Source organism: Streptomyces sp. JLYT201, from assembly GCF_059448825.1.
The window spans coordinates 9,705,841-9,723,321 of the sequence record NZ_CM182551.1 but is presented as its reverse complement, the minus strand read 5'-3'; the positions used below and the strand labels follow the sequence as shown (position 1 = coordinate 9,723,321).

The 17,481-nt window shown below is 70.5% G+C and carries 12 protein-coding genes and 1 pseudogene; 8 read left to right on the top strand and 5 right to left on the bottom strand.

Annotated features, from left to right (window positions below):
* Positions 1–83: 83 nt before the first annotated feature.
* The 3 genes and pseudogenes from AC5WAM_RS40875 to AC5WAM_RS40865 all read right to left on the bottom strand — a co-directional run bounded on the left by AC5WAM_RS40875 (position 84) and on the right by AC5WAM_RS40865 (position 1,372).
* Positions 84–629, bottom strand: coding sequence for a GNAT family N-acetyltransferase (locus AC5WAM_RS40875; protein WP_495520820.1), 546 nt, complete (start codon positions 627–629; stop codon positions 84–86).
* A pseudogene (locus AC5WAM_RS40870) lies at positions 626–934 on the bottom strand (transposase); the annotation flags it as partial. The pseudogene AC5WAM_RS40870 and the gene AC5WAM_RS40875, both read right to left, overlap by 4 nt.
* Positions 935–958: 24 nt before the next feature.
* Entirely contained in the window at positions 959–1,372 is a 414-nt protein-coding gene (locus AC5WAM_RS40865; RefSeq protein WP_495520819.1) for a winged helix-turn-helix transcriptional regulator, read from the bottom strand.
* Positions 1,373–1,475: 103 nt separating this feature from the next.
* Here AC5WAM_RS40865 and AC5WAM_RS40860 point away from each other — a divergent pair, with 103 nt between their 5' ends.
* From AC5WAM_RS40860 to AC5WAM_RS40850, 3 genes are all read left to right on the top strand, one after another.
* Complete coding sequence (locus AC5WAM_RS40860; RefSeq protein ID WP_495520818.1) at positions 1,476–2,327, top strand: alpha/beta fold hydrolase; 852 nt, start codon at positions 1,476–1,478, stop codon at positions 2,325–2,327.
* Between the two features lie 970 nt (positions 2,328–3,297).
* The gene (locus tag AC5WAM_RS40855; protein ID WP_495520817.1) at positions 3,298–4,224 is read left to right on the top strand and encodes a hypothetical protein; all 927 of its coding nucleotides are present in this window, start codon (positions 3,298–3,300) and stop codon (positions 4,222–4,224) included.
* A 72-nt stretch (positions 4,225–4,296) separates the two neighbouring features.
* Positions 4,297–5,826 (top strand): amino acid permease, encoded by a 1,530-nt coding sequence (locus AC5WAM_RS40850; protein ID WP_495520816.1) that lies wholly within the window; start codon positions 4,297–4,299, stop codon positions 5,824–5,826.
* A 98-nt stretch (positions 5,827–5,924) separates the two neighbouring features.
* Here AC5WAM_RS40850 and AC5WAM_RS40845 read toward each other — a convergent pair whose 3' ends face one another.
* Positions 5,925–8,792: an NACHT domain-containing protein gene (locus AC5WAM_RS40845; RefSeq protein WP_495520815.1), complete on the bottom strand. Its 2,868-nt coding sequence runs from the start codon at positions 8,790–8,792 to the stop codon at positions 5,925–5,927.
* A gap of 688 nt (positions 8,793–9,480) precedes the next feature.
* On the opposite strand from AC5WAM_RS40845, the gene AC5WAM_RS40840 reads away from it, so the two are divergent.
* The 4 genes from AC5WAM_RS40840 (at position 9,481) to AC5WAM_RS40825 (ending at position 11,906) form a co-directional block, all read left to right on the top strand.
* Entirely contained in the window at positions 9,481–10,317 is an 837-nt protein-coding gene (locus AC5WAM_RS40840) for an esterase/lipase family protein (protein WP_495520814.1), read from the top strand.
* 451 nt (positions 10,318–10,768) lie between these two features.
* A complete protein-coding gene (locus AC5WAM_RS40835) occupies positions 10,769–11,215 on the top strand; it encodes a squalene/phytoene synthase family protein (protein ID WP_495520813.1) in 447 nt (148 codons plus the stop codon).
* 77 nt (positions 11,216–11,292) lie between these two features.
* Complete coding sequence (locus tag AC5WAM_RS40830) at positions 11,293–11,532, top strand: hypothetical protein (RefSeq protein WP_366791781.1); 240 nt, start codon at positions 11,293–11,295, stop codon at positions 11,530–11,532.
* Positions 11,532–11,906 (top strand): toxin Doc, encoded by a 375-nt coding sequence (locus AC5WAM_RS40825; RefSeq protein ID WP_495520812.1) that lies wholly within the window; start codon positions 11,532–11,534, stop codon positions 11,904–11,906. The genes AC5WAM_RS40830 and AC5WAM_RS40825 overlap by 1 nt, the downstream gene beginning before the upstream one ends.
* Before the next feature lie 130 nt (positions 11,907–12,036).
* Here AC5WAM_RS40825 and AC5WAM_RS40820 read toward each other — a convergent pair whose 3' ends face one another.
* Positions 12,037–16,191 carry an FG-GAP repeat domain-containing protein gene (locus AC5WAM_RS40820; RefSeq protein ID WP_495520811.1) on the bottom strand — a complete coding sequence of 1,385 codons (4,155 nt, stop codon included), beginning with the start codon at positions 16,189–16,191 and terminating at the stop codon, positions 12,037–12,039.
* Between the two features lie 539 nt (positions 16,192–16,730).
* Between AC5WAM_RS40820 and AC5WAM_RS40815 the strand changes: the two genes are divergently transcribed.
* Positions 16,731–17,195: a hypothetical protein gene (locus tag AC5WAM_RS40815; protein WP_495520810.1), complete on the top strand. Its 465-nt coding sequence runs from the start codon at positions 16,731–16,733 to the stop codon at positions 17,193–17,195.
* Positions 17,196–17,481 lie beyond the last annotated feature (286 nt).

Genomic DNA, 17,481 nt, shown 5'->3' with positions numbered 1-17,481 from the left:
TGCCGCGGATGGGGGTGCGGGCGCGGGCGGTTTACGGATAGGGACGGGAATGCACGCCAGGCGCACCGGGGGCCCGGCACACGTCAGTTGTCAGCCCCAGGCCTGTCGGCGCGGTAGACGTAGTGAGTCCAGTCGTCGACCGGATTGTCCGGCTTCAAGTCCCCGGTACCGACCCGGCGCAGCCCGGCCCTCTCCAGCGCCCTCCACGAAGCGCGGTTCGCCGCGACCACGGGGACGAGAACGCACGGCGCCGCCGGGTGTTCGGCCCAGGTTCGCTCGATCACCGCGCGAATCATCGCCGTCCCGATGCCCTGCCCGATCCGCTCGGGGGCGCCGATCAGGTAATCGATGGTCACCGCCTCGTCAGGTACGGGGACGACGGCCGCCAACTCGGTCAGGTACTCGGGGTAGTCGCGCAGGCGTGAACGCTGCACCAGACCGACCGGACGGCCGTCGAGGAGCGCGAGGAAGTCCTCCGAGGGCTCCTCGCCCCGGGCGGCGGGGCCGAAGTCTCGGGCCACCGCTTCCGCCGTGGTCTCGTGGTTCCACCAACGCCGCACATGCGGCTGCCGCAGCCATCTGCCCAGGAGCGGAAAGTCCCCCTCGACGACCCGCCGCCACGTGATCACCAACAGGCACCCCCCTCATGTTCCACCACCTCTGCGCACGCTAACGCAGTCACGCACACGGCTTCCAAGGGCACTCGCCCGCATCTTCGCCAACCGATGCCCCAGATCAAGTGGCAGAGCGCGAACGGTACCCTCCAGGCATTCGGCCTCGGGAGGTCCCAGGTGATGAGACCCTTCGCGTCCGCCCGGGCCTGCGGCTCGTTGAAGATCCGTTGCCAGGTGCCGTTCCGCTGCCAGCGACGGAACAGGTCGTACGACCGGGCCCAGGGGCCGCATCGCTCCAGAACATCCCGCCACGGCGCGCCGGTACGGAAGCGAGGCCGAGCGCCCTAGTCGGGGGGTGTTTCGTCGGCGAGTTGGTTGTTTCGGTCGATCTCCGCCATGTGTGTCTCGGCCCAGACCCGCAGGGCGGAGAGCGGTCTTTCGAGGGACAGGCCGAGTTCGGTGAGCCGGTAGTGGACGGCAGGTGGCACGGTGGGTTCCACTCGGCGCGCGGCCAGGCCGTCACGGACCAGGCTCTGCAGGGTGACGGACAGCATCTTCTGGGAGATGCCGGGGATGCGGCGCCGCAGTTCCGCGAAACGGAGCTCGCCCGGAGCCTCCTCGGCGAGCACCTTGACCGCCATCGACGTCCACTTGGTGCCGATGCGGTCGAGCAACTGGCGGGTCGGGCAGTACGGATCCAGCAGATCACCCCGCTCACCGGGCCGCCGACCGGGGCTGCCGGGCCTCGATGTGGTCACTTGGGGCTCACCGCCTGAAGGGAAAGTGCCGCCTTGGACGGCCCAGGATAGTTCCCTAGCGTGACCTGGTCACCATTCCTCACCACACACCTGGAGCTTCTCCATGCCCGAGCTGCGGCGCGTCCCCGTCAACGGTGTCGAACTGAACGTCGCTCTCGCCGGATCGGGCCCGGCCGTCCTGCTGCTGCACGGCTTCCCGCACACCTGGGAGCTGTGGACGGATGTCATGGCCGACCTGTCCGGCCGCTACCGCGTCATCGCGCCGGACCTGCGCGGGTTCGGCGCGAGCAGCCGGGCCGCCTCCGGGTACGACGCGGGCACCCTGGCCGAGGACGCCGCGGCGCTCCTCACCACCCTCGGCGTGTCCTCGGCCGCGGTGGTGGGCATCGACGCGGGTGCCGCGCCGGCCTTCCTCCTCGCCCTGCGCCGCCCCGGTCTCGTCCGGCGCCTGGTCGTCATGGAGTCCCTTCTGGGCAGAATGCCCGGCGCCGAGGACTTCCTCGCCGACGGGCCGCCGTGGTGGTTCGGCTTCCATTCCGCCGCGCCCGGCCTCGCCGAGACCGTGCTGGAGGGCCACGAGGCCGCCTACGTCGACTGGTTCCTGCACGCCGGCACGCTCGGCGACGGGGTGCGCCCCGTCCTCCGGGACGCCTTCGTCCGCGCATACACCGGCCGCCAGGCCTTGAGCCGCGCCTTCTCCTACTACCGGGCGCTGCCCCGGAGCGCGGCACAGATCGACCAGGCCGTCGCCACCACCCGCCTGACGGTACCCACGATGGCGTTGGGCGCCCGGCCCGTCGGCGCCGCGCTGGAACGCCAACTCCGCCCGGTCACCGACGACCTCACCGGACACATCATCGAAGACTGCGGCCACATCATCCCGCTCCACCGCCCCCACGCCCTGCTCAAGCTGCTCCGTCCCTTCCTGGCCGGACAGAACGCGAAAGCAGCCTGACCAGCTCGTACAGTGCGGCGACATGAGCTGACTGACACGCAGTGGCGTGGGGCTGAGCATGCGCTGCCCATCAACGGGAGGCCCGGTAGGCAGTGGGCCAGTCACCGTACGACGATCACCGGGTGTCGTCGTACGTGAGTGAGGGAATTCGCACGCCCGCGGCAGGCAGGCAGGCAGGTCGCGCCTGGGGCGGGAGGCCTCTGGCGCACCGCCGTACTCCCACAGAACGCACGGGAAATCCGCCATGCCACCACTGGTTGCGAGGCCCCCTGACACGCGCCAACTCCCAGCCCTCTGCGCCGTGTTCCTCGCGATACACTACCTGATCAACCGTCAGCAGACGGTGCGTCAGGAGCCAAGGCGTCGACGCCCCTGTGCACCCCGGCTCACGGCACTAACGAGGATGGCCGAACCCCGCTTCCTCACTTTCAGTTGGTACGCACGCGCCCCTTGCGGCCAGAGGGAGAAGAGGGAGTAATGATGGGTGCACCGGCGCCCCCCTGCGCACCGGGCGGGGTTCACCACCCTCCTCGGACTCGATGACGGCTGCGCGCACCTGGTCGCCACCGCCGCGGAACGGGGCCTGCACGTGCCGGTGCGAGCAGCACGGCACCGCGGCGCCATCAGGCGTCGGCACCACGGGGCCGCGGCACCACAGGGCGTCTGCACCACGGGCCACGACCACCCGTACGCACCGCCTTGATCTCCAAGAGCCACCGCACGCAGGCCTCTTCGTACGGCACGCACAGCAACGTCACTCGTAACTGGCCACGTGAACCGGCGGCACAGACCATGAGGGGGACGACGCAGATGGCATCAGGACAATCTCCGCCCCACCGCGCGCGGCGGAGAGGGCACACCACCCGCGGCCCCCTGCTCCGGGGCCCCGGCCGACGTCGTATCCGACTCCCCCGCGATGCGGCCGGCCGCCCCGGAGCAGGGCTTTTGGCCGCCCGCAGGAAGCCGAGCCGTGTCCGCCAAGCTTGACTCGCACCCGGCGCGGGACGACGAGGCGCTGCGGCACGTGCTCGAGGACGCCTCGATGGGCCGGTGGGAGGGGCCGCGGGACGTGCTCATCGCCACCGGGGCGGACTGGGACCGGAGGATCTTCCGCCTTCAGGTGCTCGCCGAGGCCGGAGCGCGCCTCAGGTTCGCCGACACCTGGGCCGAGGCCGAGCCGCACTCCCCGCACGCCCTCGCCCTGCTCGCGAACGTGCAGGCCTTGCGCGCGATGATCGCGGGACATGACGAGGGCCGAACCCAGATGGAAGAGGCCTGGGCCACCTGCCGAGCCGGGCTGGAGGCGTGGCCGCAGGACGTGGCGCCGCTGGTCGTCATGCTCGCGCTGTTGCGCACCCACGCCCCCGACCGCGACACCCTCAACCACGTGTGGTCGGAGATCAAGCGACGCGACCCGTGGAACCGCGAGGCGCACCACGAGATCGTCACCTACCTCTTCCCCCGCCACCACGGCGCCCAGGGCGAGGCCATGTGGTGGGCCGAGGAGCAGGTGGCCCTCGCTCCCCAGGGCCTGCCCCTCGCGGTCCTGCCGCTGGTGGTGCTTGCCGAGGCGCACCGCTGTCGGCAGGAGCAGAACCAGGGCGCGTACGGCCTGGTGATCCACCCGTGGGCCGACTGCCCCCAGACCGAGCAGGCACTGGAGCGCTGGTGGCGCCACCGGACGCCGCAGCCGCACGCCTGCTTCGCCGACGACGCCAACTACCTGGCGCACGCCCTGTCGTTCGCGAACCGCCACGACGAGGCCCGCGAGGTCTTCGACGCGATCGGCCCGTACGCCACGCACGTCCCCTGGTCCTACTGCGGCCGCGCCCGCGAGCTGTTCCTGCGCCACCGCAGCTGGGCCTACAACCCGCCTGGGCGGCGAAAGCGCCCCTGAGAGCAGAGCCGCTCCCCGCACGCCATCACCCACGTGTCACACACGACTCGTACAGGAAGGGAAGGGCACCCGGTGCCTCTCGATGTATCCCGCGTCTCCGACGAGGAGCGCCTCAAGCAGCTCGGCTACCGGCAGACGCTGTCGCGCTCCATGTCCGGCCGTGCCAACTTCGGCGTCTCCTTCACCATCATCTCGATCCTGTCCGGCTGCATGACGCTCTACGGCTACGGCATGAACACCGGCGGCCCCGCCGTCATCATGTGGGGCTGGCTGTTCGTCGGCCTGATGACCCTGTTCGTCGGCCTGTCCATGGCCGAGGTCTGCTCCTCCTACCCGACGAGCGCGGGCCTGTACTTCTGGGCCCACCGCATGGGCCCGCCCCGCACCGCCGCGGCATGGGCGTGGTTCACCGGCTGGTTCAACACCCTCGGCCAGATCGCGGTCACCGCGGGCATCGACTTCGGCGCCGCCACCTTCCTCAACGCCCTCCTCGACCTGCAATTCGGCTACGAAGCCACCCCCGGGCACACCATCACGCTCTTTGGCGCCATCCTCGTCCTGCACGGCATCCTCAACACCTTCGGCGTGCGCATCGTCGCCCTCCTCAACGAGGTCTCCATCTGGTGGCACATCGGCGGCGTCCTGCTCATCTGCGGCGCCCTGGTCCTCGTCCCCGACCACCACCAGTCCACCCGCTTCGTCTTCGGCGAGTTCGTCAACAACACCGGCTTCACCTCCAGCCTCTACGTGGTGGCCATCGGCCTGCTGATGGCCCAGTACACCTTCACCGGCTACGACGCCTCCGCCCACATGACCGAGGAGACCATCGACGCCGCCACCGCAGGCCCCAAAGGCATCGTCCGCTCCATCGTGGTCTCCCTGATCGCCGGGTTCGTCCTGCTCTTCGGCTTCACCTACGCCATCCAGTCCTACAACGGCGCCCTGGACTCCGACACCGGCGTACCCCCGGCCCAGATCCTCATGGACGCCCTCGGCACAGCCACCGGCAAGTGGCTCCTCGTCGTGATCATCGTCGCGCAACTCTTCTGCGGCATGGCCTCGGTGACCGCCAACTCCCGCATGATCTACGCCTTCTCCCGCGACGGCGCCCTGCCCTTCTCCCGGATCTGGCACAAGCTCCACCCCGGCACCCGCACCCCCACCAACGCCGTCTGGCTCGCCACCGGCGGCGCCTTCTGCCTGGGCCTGCCCTACCTGTGGAACTCCACTGCGTACGCGGCAGTGACGTCGATCGCGACGATCGGCCTGTACATCGCCTACGTCATCCCCACCTACCTCCGCCTGCGCCAGGGCGAGCGCTTCGAACGCGGCCCCTGGCACCTCGGCTCCTGGTCCACCATCATCGGCACCATCGCCGTCGCCTGGGTCGCGGTCATCACCGTCCTCTTCATGCTCCCCCAGGCCTCCCCTGTCACCGCCAAGACCTTCAACTACGCCCCCATCGCCGTCGGCGTCGTCATCGCCTTCTGCGCCACCTGGTGGCTGGTCTCGGCCCGGAAGTGGTTCCTCAACCCGCACCACCCGCGCAACCGTGCCCCGCGCCAGGTGCACGTGGTCGAGCAGGAGGCGAGTCACCCTTGATGCCTACGCCCGAGTCCGCGTCGGCCCCCACGCCGTCCCAGAGGGCCGGCGGTCGGCGCTGCGGTCGGGCACCAGGCCAGCGGTGAGGGCGTGTCCCTTCAGCGCGCCGCCACTCGGCCTCGGTCAAGTACTGCCTGGGCGATCTCGCCCAGCACTGCCACGTCAGTGCTGACGGGGCCCCGCGAGGAGCCGCTCGCTCCGTGTACTCGCAGGTCGATGCAGACGTTGTCCTGGCGCACGATCACCCGGCCATCGCTTCCGGACCCCCACCAGGCCGCCTCGTCACCGAGATCGACCGCTTCCCTGCGCCCGCCACGATCCCGGCCATCGCGCTCCGCGTCCTGGAAGGACGCGATGGCCTGTTTCACCGCGCTCTCCCCCGCGGCCGCTGACTCCCTCGTGACGACCAGTTCGATGGACGGTCCTTGATCCTTGTGATCAGTACGCCAGGTGCACGTCGACTGCGTCTCGTCGTCGTACCGGGCCGACTCGATGAGCTGCGGCCGGGGCACCGGCCGTGCGGCCAGATCCCAGTTCAGCAGCGCACACGCGGGAGGAAGGGACCGGTAGTGCTCGTCGTTCGGAGTGGCGAGAGTGTTGACCAGTTCCGGCAGGATCAGGGGCAGCATGAGGGCTGTCCCGTAGTGCGTCAGGGTGACCGCATGGCGGATCATGACGAGCTTACGGATCCGGCCGACACGGGCGACGGGAGGCCGGGTCGGGGCCAGTGTGTCCTGAAGCCTGCCGTGCCGGAAGAGCAGTACACCCCCGGTCTGGCGGAGGACACCTCGCACACAGGCGTCCTCCAGGAACTCCAGTGTCCGCCAGGGCAGTCGGCCGGTCGCGGCCAACCAGATCCTGGCGACCGTGAACCGCCCCCACGCCGAGACGGCGATCCCGTACAGCACGAGTGCCGCTGCCGCACTGAGGGAGCTCAGCAGCCAGTCCCCGGCGGTGACAACGTCGTAGTCGGACGGCTGCGTCCCGTCCGGGAGGGCGTGTTCGTTCAGGAAGAGGGTCAGTGGTGCGAGCAGGCACACGGTCGCGGCGGCGGCCCGACGGGGTGCGGTGAAGGCGCGGGTGCCGGGGAGGGCCAGCGTCACCCGGCGGTCCGCGCGCAGCAGGGCGCGGGGGCCTGGTGCCAGGGAGCGGTCGGCGACGTCCTGGAAGGCCGAGCCACCCGCGAGCAGCAGCAGCGGGATGGCCAGGTGGAAAGCCGTCCACAGGAGCGTGCGGGTGTCGTTCAGGGCGGTGAGGGTCACGACGAGCGACAGGGGGACGGGCAGGGCTGTCCTGCGCAGGAAGGGCGGCAGCCAGCCGCGCTTCGTGAGCGCCCGCGGCGCGGCGATCTCCGAGGCGGCGTCGCTGACGACAAGGGCGGCGAAGGGCACCACCAGGGCGATCAGCGGGACAGTGGCGGGCCCGAACGGCACCTCGAAGGGCCGCGCGACACCGACGGGCACCAGTGCCACGACGGCCAGCACCATGGCTGCGGCCGCGCCGGCGCCGCGCACGATCCAGGGCACGGCGAGCGGCAGGCTCCACCAGGTCACCTCCCCGGCTTCCAGGTCCCTGGCGTGCGCGGCGAGGAACGCGAGCCAGCGGTGGGCGTCCTCGGCGTTCCAGCGGCAACCGGGGCTCGCGGCGGCGAGGGAGGGGTCGTAGGCGGCGGGGACGAACTGGGCGAGGAGGTGGGTCTCGATGGCCTCGCGGTCGCTGAAGCGCCGGAGGTCGAGCAATTCCTCCGGGTCCCGGCCGGTGTCGCCGTATGCCTTGCGGGCCAGCGCGGCCATCAGCGGGGTGGCCAGGGCCTCGGTGAGGACGCGGGTCCGCGCCGCGCGTCGCGGGTCGTCGGCGGGTGCGGTGAGCACGTGGTCCCACGAGGTTGTTGCGTGCCGTCTGTCCCCCGGCCGGGGCCGGGTGGTGCGCCGGAGGTAGGCGGTCAGGTCGGCCACGGTGAGGGGCCGCATGCCGATGGCGGCCGCACCGGTGAGCGGGCGGCCCGCGCGCGTGGCGTCGCGGTACTCCGTCGCACGGCTGGTGAGGACGGCCTGGGCGGCCCGGTCGAGGGTGGCGTTCAGCGTGGTCAAGGCACGCGGTCGTACGGCCTCGGGGAGTTCATCGAAACCGTCGAGCACCGGCAGCAGCCGGCCGGTGCGCAGCAGCTCACGGCAGAGGTCGCGGGCGGAGGCGGTCCCGGTGCCCAGCCCCGCGTGCCGACGGCCGAGCGCGTCGGCCGCCCACTCCCACAGGTCCGGTTCGGCATCCGGCCGCCATGAGGCGAGGGGCAGGATCACCGGGACCTTCTCGCCGGGCCTGCGGCGCTCGAGAAGGTCGAGGGCGAGACGCACCACGAGGACCGACTTTCCCGTGCCCGCCGGGCCGAGGACCACGAGCCGCCCCGACGGCACCCGGTCGAAGACGTCGGCGATCTCGTCGAACCGGCCGGTGAGCGGGACGGGCCCGCCGCCGGTGATGTTCTGCCAGTGGTCGGTCAGCTCGTCGGGGGCCGCGCTCCAGCGAACGGGAATCGGCGCCGGATCCTGCAACCGGCGCAGCCGCTCCGCACGCAGCAGTTGCTCGCGTTCGGCCACCGCGAGCCGGTCGGCCGCCGCGTTCAGCTCCAGTTCGGAGCGGTCGCCCCACAGCACCCGGGACCGACGGTGACGTACGAGTGCGGTGGGCGCCAGCCAGGCGCCGAACATTACGAGCACCGCGCATACGAAACCGAGCAACAGGTCGGACACCGAAGCACGTTGGCTGCCGGTGTCGACAGCGACCGCGAACAGCACCACGCCCACCGCCACCGAGCAGCAGCCAGCGAGCACCAGCTTCCCTGCGAGCCAGCGGCTGGTGAGCGGGCGGCGGCCGTCGTTGAAGTGGATGCCGCCGTGGATCGTGTGGGCTTGGATGACCGTGTGCGCGGTGCCCGAGAACTCGTTGTACGACACCGGGTCCTTCTCCATGCGCCCCCTCATGTGCCCTCGCTCGACGTCGTTCACACCGCCGCGGACGCCAGTCAGGTATGCCCCGATAGCGCGGGCCCCGAGGATCTTGTGGTGACCGCCCCAGGGCTCGCCGGTGCACTTCTACGTGAACGCCCGGCCCAACGACCCTGCCGCTCCCCGGTCATGGAGGGTGCCCGGGTCGTGACGCAGTCGTGGCCAGCCGTTCGAGCGAGCCGAGCAGCACCAGGCCGGGGCCGTAGAGCTGCTCCGCGGCAGCGGGTTCGTCCCGCACCAACCGTACGGCAGCCTCTGATCTGAGCTGATCCCGGGAAAACGGTGTGGTGGGCACGGGTGGGTCGGTAGCGTCGCGGCCATGCTGAGTGCCGACGAGCCGCTGCTGAACGACCTGAAGGACGAGCAGGTCCAGAAGCTCCCGGGTGAGATCGCCTCGGGCGGCAGCAGGGCAACTGGCCTGACGGTGTGTCATCCCGCGGGAACGTCGGCGGAGGGCGCCCGAGGCTCCCTCCGCGGTCGGCACTCATGCGAAACATCACGCCTGTCCCGAGTTCCCCACTTCCCAGGAGCCGTCTTGCACATACCCAGATACGTCACCGCCGTCTGTGCCGCCGCCGCGGCAACAATCTTGGCTACCTCCACGTCCGCGGCTGCGGAAACCGGCCCGCAGCAGGACAACTTCCTTCCCGCCATGGTCCATTCCATCCTCCGCCTCGACATCGATCCGCCGGGCGCCAATGACTGGAACTGCCGCCCCAGCGCCGCCCACCCGCGTCCGGTCGTCCTGGTGCACGGCACCTACGAGAACCGCTACAACAACTGGGCGCGGATGTCACCCGAGTTGAAGGCCCAGGGCTACTGCGTCTACGCCCTCGACTTCGGCGACACCGACGACGCCGGAGTGGCTCTCGCCCCCACCGTCAAGGGTTACGGGGACATCAAGAAGTCCTCCAAGGAGCTGGCCGCCTTCGTGGACAAGGTGCTCGCCGCCAGCGGCTCCGGCCAAGTGGACCTCGTCGGCCACTCCCAGGGCGGGACCCTGTCCCGCTGGTACCTCCAGGCCGACGGCGGCGCGAACCCGAGCGACCCCTCGAAGAACAAGGTCAAGAAGGTCGTCCAACTCGGCGCGACCAACCACGGCACCACCATCAGCGGCATCGAGACCCTCGCCGACAAGCTCCACATACTCGGACTCGGGGAGAAGCCCTTGGGGAAGGCGGGCATCCAGCAGTACGTGAAATCCGACTTCATCAAGGAGCTCAACGCCAACGGCGACACCGTTCCCGGGGTCGAGTACACCGTGATCGGCACGAAGTACGACGAGATCACCACCCCCTGGCAGACCACGTTCATGACGGCGGGCCCCGGAGCGACAGTCCAGAACATCACCTTGCAGGAAGGATGCTTCGTCGACCTCTCCGCCCATCTGAGCATGTCGTACAGCCCACGCGCGATCGGACTGGTCAAACGGGCCCTGGACCCCTCAGCCCCGGCGGCTCCTTGCGTGCCGAGGGCGCCCGCCTTCTGATTCCCTCTCCTCAATGGAGGTGAGGCAGAAGCGGGGCCCTGTGTGGTCGCCGCCGCCAGGCAGGGGCATGACCTCGGACAAAGCTGTGCGGGAGTTATCGGTCATGCCGGGCATGCCGCCTGGCCTGCATCACCGAAACGTCACCGCCCCTTACTGGCCGCGACCGGTACCCCGCACGACCGCCACCAGGGCTCTTGAGCTCACCCTTCTCGCTTCGCGCGACCTACTCGCCGGCGTAGCTCAGGCCGTCGCTCCGCGCGGAGACCAGCGCCACGGCCGACGCCTCTGCCCCACCGCCGTCCGCGCGTCGGCCGCGGCGCCGCGCACCGACCCGGTGCGCGGCGCTGCGCGGGTGGGGATTGTTGCCGTTCCGCCAGGAACGCGTACGGTCACCTCGGGGTACTGATCGTTCGTCGGTCGGCGCTCGCCGTCCGGGAAGCTGAGGAGTGCGATGACTTCGTGGAAGGCCACGCTGGACGCGGCGGGCATCGACAGTCCCCAGCTGCGTGCGGACTTCACCCGCCTGCGCCGCGTGGTCGCGCGCTACCGGCGCCACCAGTACCTGGCGGTCCGCCTGCTGCCCGAGCCCATCGTGCCGCACGTGATCGCCACGACCGTCTTCATGCACCACACCGACACGATCCTCGACCGGGAAGGGCCAGTGGAGGAACGCGCCGCCGCCTACGAGCGGTGGGAGGAGCTGGTGTCCGACCCGGACGACGTGGGCCACCGCAGCGCCTGCCGTCGGTTCATCGACGGCAGCCAGCGCCTCGACTTCGCCACCGACTTGGCCGACGCCGCCAGGCGCAAGGGAGCACGGCTGCTGAGCTCGTCGGCGCGCGCCTCCGTCCCGGCGGCACTGCGCCTGCTGGCCCGCGAGTACCGGCGCCGGAGCTGACCCGCCCCCGGCAGGCGGGCCGAGCTGTCGCGGACGGGGGATTCCGATCAAGGTACCTAGTAGGTACCATCGAGGTCATGCCGTCTTTGAACATCAGCTACAGCGACGAGGAGATGGAGGAACTGCGGGCCGCCGCGGCCGCCGCGGGCGTCTCCCTCAAGCAGTACGTCCACGACCTGTCGCTGCGCGAGAGGCAGCGCCTGCAGTTCGTGCGGTACGCCGTGTCCTGGGGCGAGCAGCACCGCGGCGAGTTCGACGAGGCCTTCCCCGACGAGGTGCCCCCGTCGCCCCGCACGCAGGGCACCGAAGCCGCCTGATGGTCCTCCACATCGACATCGCCTGGCTGCTCGACGTCCAGGAGCAGTCCGTGCCCGAGGACGTCACCGTCGCGGACTACTCCGCCCTCGTCGCGGCAGTGGCTCGCCACAAGACCCGCATCCCGCGCCCCGGCATCACTCCGCCCGACGCCGCCTGGCGCGCCGCGGCCCTGCTGCACACCCTGGTCAGGCTCGAACCCCTGCCGCACCGCAACTCCCTGTACGCCTGCCAGGTCGCCGTCTCCTACATGCACGCCTGCGGCGAAGGCATCGACCCGCCCTACGGCGCGCTCGTCGAACTGGTCCGTGACATCCAGGGCCGTAAGACCACCGTGTACCATGCGGCCGACCGCATCCGCGGCTGGCGGCTCTGAACTCTCTCCCCCCCCCGGGCTCCAAGGCTGCTGCCGTTCTCCGGCGGCCGGGGCTGAAGCGCTCGCCGCAGCGAGAGCCCCCTCGCTGCGGCTGGGACGGGTTCGACGCCAGCCGCAGTGCCTGGCGTGATCAGGACTCGAGTTGCTCCAGTGTCTTCTTGGCGTTGGCGAGTTTGGGTCCGTAGGTGACGGGGTCCTGAGTGTTGAGCTGGGTGTAGAGGTCGACGGCCTCCCTCACCAGGTCGATGGCGCGCTGCTTCTGGCCCGTGCCGAGCAGGAAGGACGAGACGGGCGACATGATCCAGTCGGCCAGTTGCGGGCGGTAGGAGGGGTTCTTCGTGCTGAGGGTCCGCAGATTGTCGATGGCCGTGACGGCGAGGTCGGTTGCCTTGGCCTGGAGGTCGGGCTTGCCCCAGAGGTGGAGGGCGATGTCGATCGATGCCCAGGAGATGCGGTAGGCGAGCTCCTCGTCACCCGGGTTCTCCGCGATGAGCACGCGGTAGAGGCTGATGGACTCGTCGCCCACCGCCACCGCTTCGTCCCAACGCCCGGATTGGGCGAGGAATGCCGCGGCCGGAGAAGCCGCCCACTGGGCGAGCTGCCGGCGGTAGGTGGGACTCCTTCTGCAAAGGGTCCGGAGGTTGTCGATGGCGGAGACGGTGATCTCCGTCGCCTTGGCCTGGAGTTCGGGCTTACTCCACAGATGGAGAGCGACGTCGATGGACGACCACGAGATGCGGTACGCCAGCTCGTCGTCATCCGGCTTCTCCGCGGCGAGCGTGCGGTAGAGGGTGATGGCTTGCGATCCGAGCAGGTACGCCTCGTCCATACGGCCGACGTGTACGAGGAACGGTGTGGTCGGCGAGGTGGCCCAGGCCGCGAACCGGGGCCGGTGGGCAGGGTTCTTGGCCGCCAGCACGCCGGCCGTCAGGGTGCCCTGAAGGGTGAGGTCGGCGGCTCTGGCCCGGAGGTCGGGCCGTTGCCACCAGAGTCCGGCGATCCCGATCACGGTCTCGGCGGCGCGGTGGGCGAGCGCGTCGTCCTGCGGGTGATCCGCGGCCAGCTGCCTGGCGAGCGTGATGGCCTCCTCGCCGGTGGTCACCGACTCCTCCCAGCGGCCCGCTGCCGCGAGGTAGTGCGTCAGGAGGACCAGCGCCTCGATGGTCTTGGGCAGGTGGCGGGCATCGAGCCGGGCCAGGCGGCGCAGAAGGCGGCACGCCGCTTGCTGCGGCTCGACGGCTTCCGCGGCACGCTGCGTGTCGGACAGTCGCCTGGCGCACACCTCCAGCGCGGTGATCAGGCGTTCCGCTCCGGTCTGCTCCTCGGCTGTCAGCACGTGATCGGCGGTGGCCCAGTGGTACGCCATCACACGGCCGCCCAGCAGGGGGCGGGTGAACAGCTTGCCGCTGGAGGGGTCGAACACGGCCAGTTCCGCCTTGCCGTCGCCGTCGTAGTCGGCGGGTACGGGAACGTCACCGGCCTGCCCCCAGGTCTCGGTGAGGGCTTCGCCGCCCGAGGTTCGCCGGACGCGCCAGAGTCCCCGCGCCGGTTCCCAGACCGTCTCGTCCAGGACTCCGTCACCGTCGAAGTCCGCCCATACGGTCATGGGCGCGGGCGCCGGGCCGGAGGACTGGCGGCGGAAGTGCCAGTACCAGAGGGTGACGTGGACGGCGCTCAGGCCGGTCAGGTCGAGCTGGGCCTCCTGGGCTGTGGACCGCTCGATGGTGATGCGCCAGGTGGTGACGGGGCTGCGGCCGTAGAAGGCCTGATCGGTCATCGGCCTGCCGGGGTCGTTCCTGTCGAAGGTCGCCTGGACCGTGCTGGTCCGCGGGCCCGCCGTCGCCGTGCGCGGGGAGCCGTCGCGATACCGGTTGGTGGCCGTGCCCGGATGCTCGACCAGGACGGTCATGCGGGGGTTGGCAGCCGTGGCACCGACCAGGCCGACGTGCAGGTAGGCGGTCTTCATCTCGAAGCGGTCGACGAACGCGTCGAGGGGAACGGTGAAGGTGGCGGTGCCGTGGGTCCTCAGTGCGTTCAGCACCTCGGGAGCGGTCAGGCGGAGGTAGTGGACGTCCTGGTCCAGGCCGTACGAGTCGTACTCCTTGCGCCGGTCCATGAGCGCGAACAGCTGCCTCTTGGAGTTCTGGTACTTCTCCAGCAGGCCGTTCACACGGCTGTCGTCGCCGCGGGCCAGCGGGTGGAAGGCGTTCTCGATGTCATCCGGGTGGAGGAAGCCGTAGTCGAAGGTGAACACGGGTGTGTGGCTGCTGAAGGTCCACAGGTCCACTGTCCGGTTGGCGTAGTAGCAGTACTCGGTCAGCAGGTCCATGTAGTGCTGGTTGCGGGTGATCATCCGTCGGCAGATGTCGATGAGCTGCGCGATGTCACGCTGCCAGCCCGCCTCCAGGTTCGTCAGCCGCGCGATGTCATTCGTGTTGACGGCGATCTTGGCGTCGGCCACGGCCAGGTTCAGTTGCTGATGGGTGATCTCCAGCATCTGCAGCGCCCGCTCCCGGACCAGCTCCACCTGCCGGGCCAGCAGGTTCTTCTCCTCGTTCTCCAGCTTTCCGTCGACCTTGGCCTGGAAGAGCTGGACCAAGGTCCCGGACGCGCTGATGAACTCGGCGGCCTGGTCACCGAGGTCGGTGAGCTTGGAGGTCTTGATGTCGACCCCGGGCCGCGGCTTGGGGCCTTCGGCGGTCCAGTCGAACCAGTTGACCAGATAGCTGCCGTCCCGGTACTTCCCGGTGGCGGTGTCGAAGCCCTCCATGGACGCGGCGCTCTTGGCGATCATGTCACCCGCGGCGAGCATGGCCACGACGGTGGCACCGCCGGTGTAGAGGGCGGAGACGGCGGCGGCGATGACGATCGCGGCGCCGATCACCGCGCCCAGGTCGTTGCCGGGAGGGAACTCCAGGCGCTCGCTCACCAGCTTCGAGCGGACCGCGTCGAGTTGGGCCTGGACCTCGCGCAGCTGCTTGTCGAGGATGTCCGCCCGGCCCTTGGCGGCGTCGACTCCCGCCTTGGCCGCCCTTCGCTCGGTGTCCAGGACCGTCTTCATGTCGTTGAAGTGGCTCAGGTCGGACTCGACCAGCTGGATCTTCTGCGCCTCTCCCTTGGCGAAGAGCAGCAGGTCCGTCGCCGCGGTGTACACGCCCACCACCAGCTCGCCGTAGGCGGTGACGAACTGCTCCTGTGCCGGGAAGTTCGGAACGACATCCACGTCGTACGGCACCCCCAGGGGGGTCAGGTTGGTGGCGAGGTACTGGGACAGTTCCACCGCGCGGGCATGCCCCGGCCGCAGCACGAGCGCCTGGGTGAACTCGTGTCCGGCCGTGATCCGGTTGTCGTTCCTGTCCGGCAGGCCCGGTGCGTAACAGCGGAACAGGAACTCTCCGACCCTCGTCCGGTACTCCGCCCAGGCCTCGGTGTACGCCGCGCCCAGCTCCTCGCGCACCATGGCCCACCACGCGTCGGCGGTGTGCGCGCGGAACTCGGCAGCCACGCTCGGTCCCGCCGCCGGTCCGGGCTGGCCCGCCGCACCGTCCCGCCCGGGCTCTCCGGGGCCGTTGTACCCCCCTCCGCCCGCTCCTCCGCTGCCTCCCGGCCCCGCGGGTCCGGCGTCGCCTCCCTTGCCGTCGACCAGCACGCCCGAGCGCTCGACCGTCTCCACGCGTATCTGGGCACCCGGCCCGCCGACCGCCCCGTTTCCGCCGCGTCCGCCCGGACCGCCGTAGCCGGGATCCCGGCCGTCCTCCCCCGGCTTGGGCGGCTTGGTGCCGTCCTTGCCCTGGCCTCCTTGGCCGCCGGTGCCGCCCGGTCCTCCCGTGCCGCCGCGCGCGATCAGCCGTACGTTGTCGGCCCGCGCCGCGAGCAGGGTGATCGGGGTGGCGGCGCCCCCTGGCGCGCCGTTGCCGCCCGGGCCTCCGGGCTTGCCGTCGCGGCCGCCCGAACCGCCGCCGGTGCCCCCGGCACTGCCGACCGCTCCGGCGGCACCGGCGGGGCCGGTGGTGTCGACGCCCCCGCCGTTGCCCCGGTAGGTCTCGGCGACCAGCAGCACGGGGTACCCGGTGAGGGGCAGGACGTATCCGGGATCGTGGGTGATCTCACGGGCGATCAGCACCAGCCGCGTGCCCGGGGTCGGTCTGTCCGCGCGGATCTCCTGCAACAGGGTGCTGTTCACTTTGATGGTGTCCCGCAGATAGACCCAATCAGCTGCGGGCACCTCGACGTTGCGCTTCCGCGGGACCAGGTCCGCGGACGCCCCAGGGTTGGTTGTACTCATCGCGTGCTCCTCCGATCGATGTGTTGGCCGGACGGCGGTGCGGCGCTCGAACGCGGAGCGGGTGGTTGCTACGGAACCGGGCTCGGCGGAGGGGGTGGGTGAGTGTTGGGAAACCGGGGTCGACCCCGCTGCCCGGCGACCGCGCCTCCCGCCGACCGAGCAGGGTCGACCCCCGTCCGGCCCTGCTCGCCCGTCGTCCCCGCGCCCCGGCCCCTCCAGCCCTGTCCGCTCCCCCGCCCGGACACATCCGGCGCCGCCGCCCCTGCCGTCACGGCTTGCCCAGGATGCCTGGGCGAGGCCGATGGCACACCTTCCGGTCCGCTGAGCGGAACTCGCGGGTGCTGCCCTGCGTGGACTCATGCCGCGGCGCCACTCGAGAGGATGAATGAGCGACACGCACGAGTGATTTCGCATCCCGCACCGTCGCCAGAATGGCGTGCCGACTTGACTCTGAGGTCATGGACAAGTCGCCCATGGCTGATGCAAGCGCACTCCGATTCAACGTATCCGCTCGGTGGGCAGCTCGGCTGGCGACCCTGATGGCCGCCCTCACGCTCGCCGCCGTCACCCTGGACGCAACGCACGCCGGTGCGGAGTCCGCGGCGTCGAACTGCTTCGTCAACGGCCGGCCCCGACCAGGCCCCGAGATCTACGGCACAGCTGGGCACGACGACATCCGGTGCGACACGCTCGCCTCCGGAGACGTGATCTTCGGCCACGACGGGAACGACACCATCCGCGTCACCTTCAACCACGCCGGAGTCATCAACGGCGGCACCGGCCAGGACACCGTCCGCCTTGAAGAGGAGAACACCGGCCTCGTCCAGGCCGGCGACGGCAACGACGACGTCATCGCCTCCTACAACGGCCAACTCGGCCGTATCCACGGCAATGGGGGCGACGACGAGGTCCAAGTCCTGCTGAACGACGGCGAAGTCGACGGCGGCCCCGGAAACGACGTGTGTCGCGTCAACGAGGGCATCGTCCTCAACTGCAATCCCTAGGCGGGCGGCCGCGTCAACGGCCAGGCCACCGTGCGGTCGTACGTCGGCGAGGAGGTCGGCGAGCATGGCCGGGCGCAGGAGCCGCCGCACGTCTGGCTCAGTGGGCTCGGGCTCGCTGCTCGCCGTCCGGGCAGTGGGCTCTCCGCCTGCCGGGCCATACGACACGGGCGAGCTCGTAGAACAGTGAGCCGATGTCCCCTGCGGTGTCCTTGCTCCCGTCATGGATGCTCCGCATGGCCCGTCCCAGCTCGTCGAGCCGAACCGCCACCGCACGCGCCGCCACCAG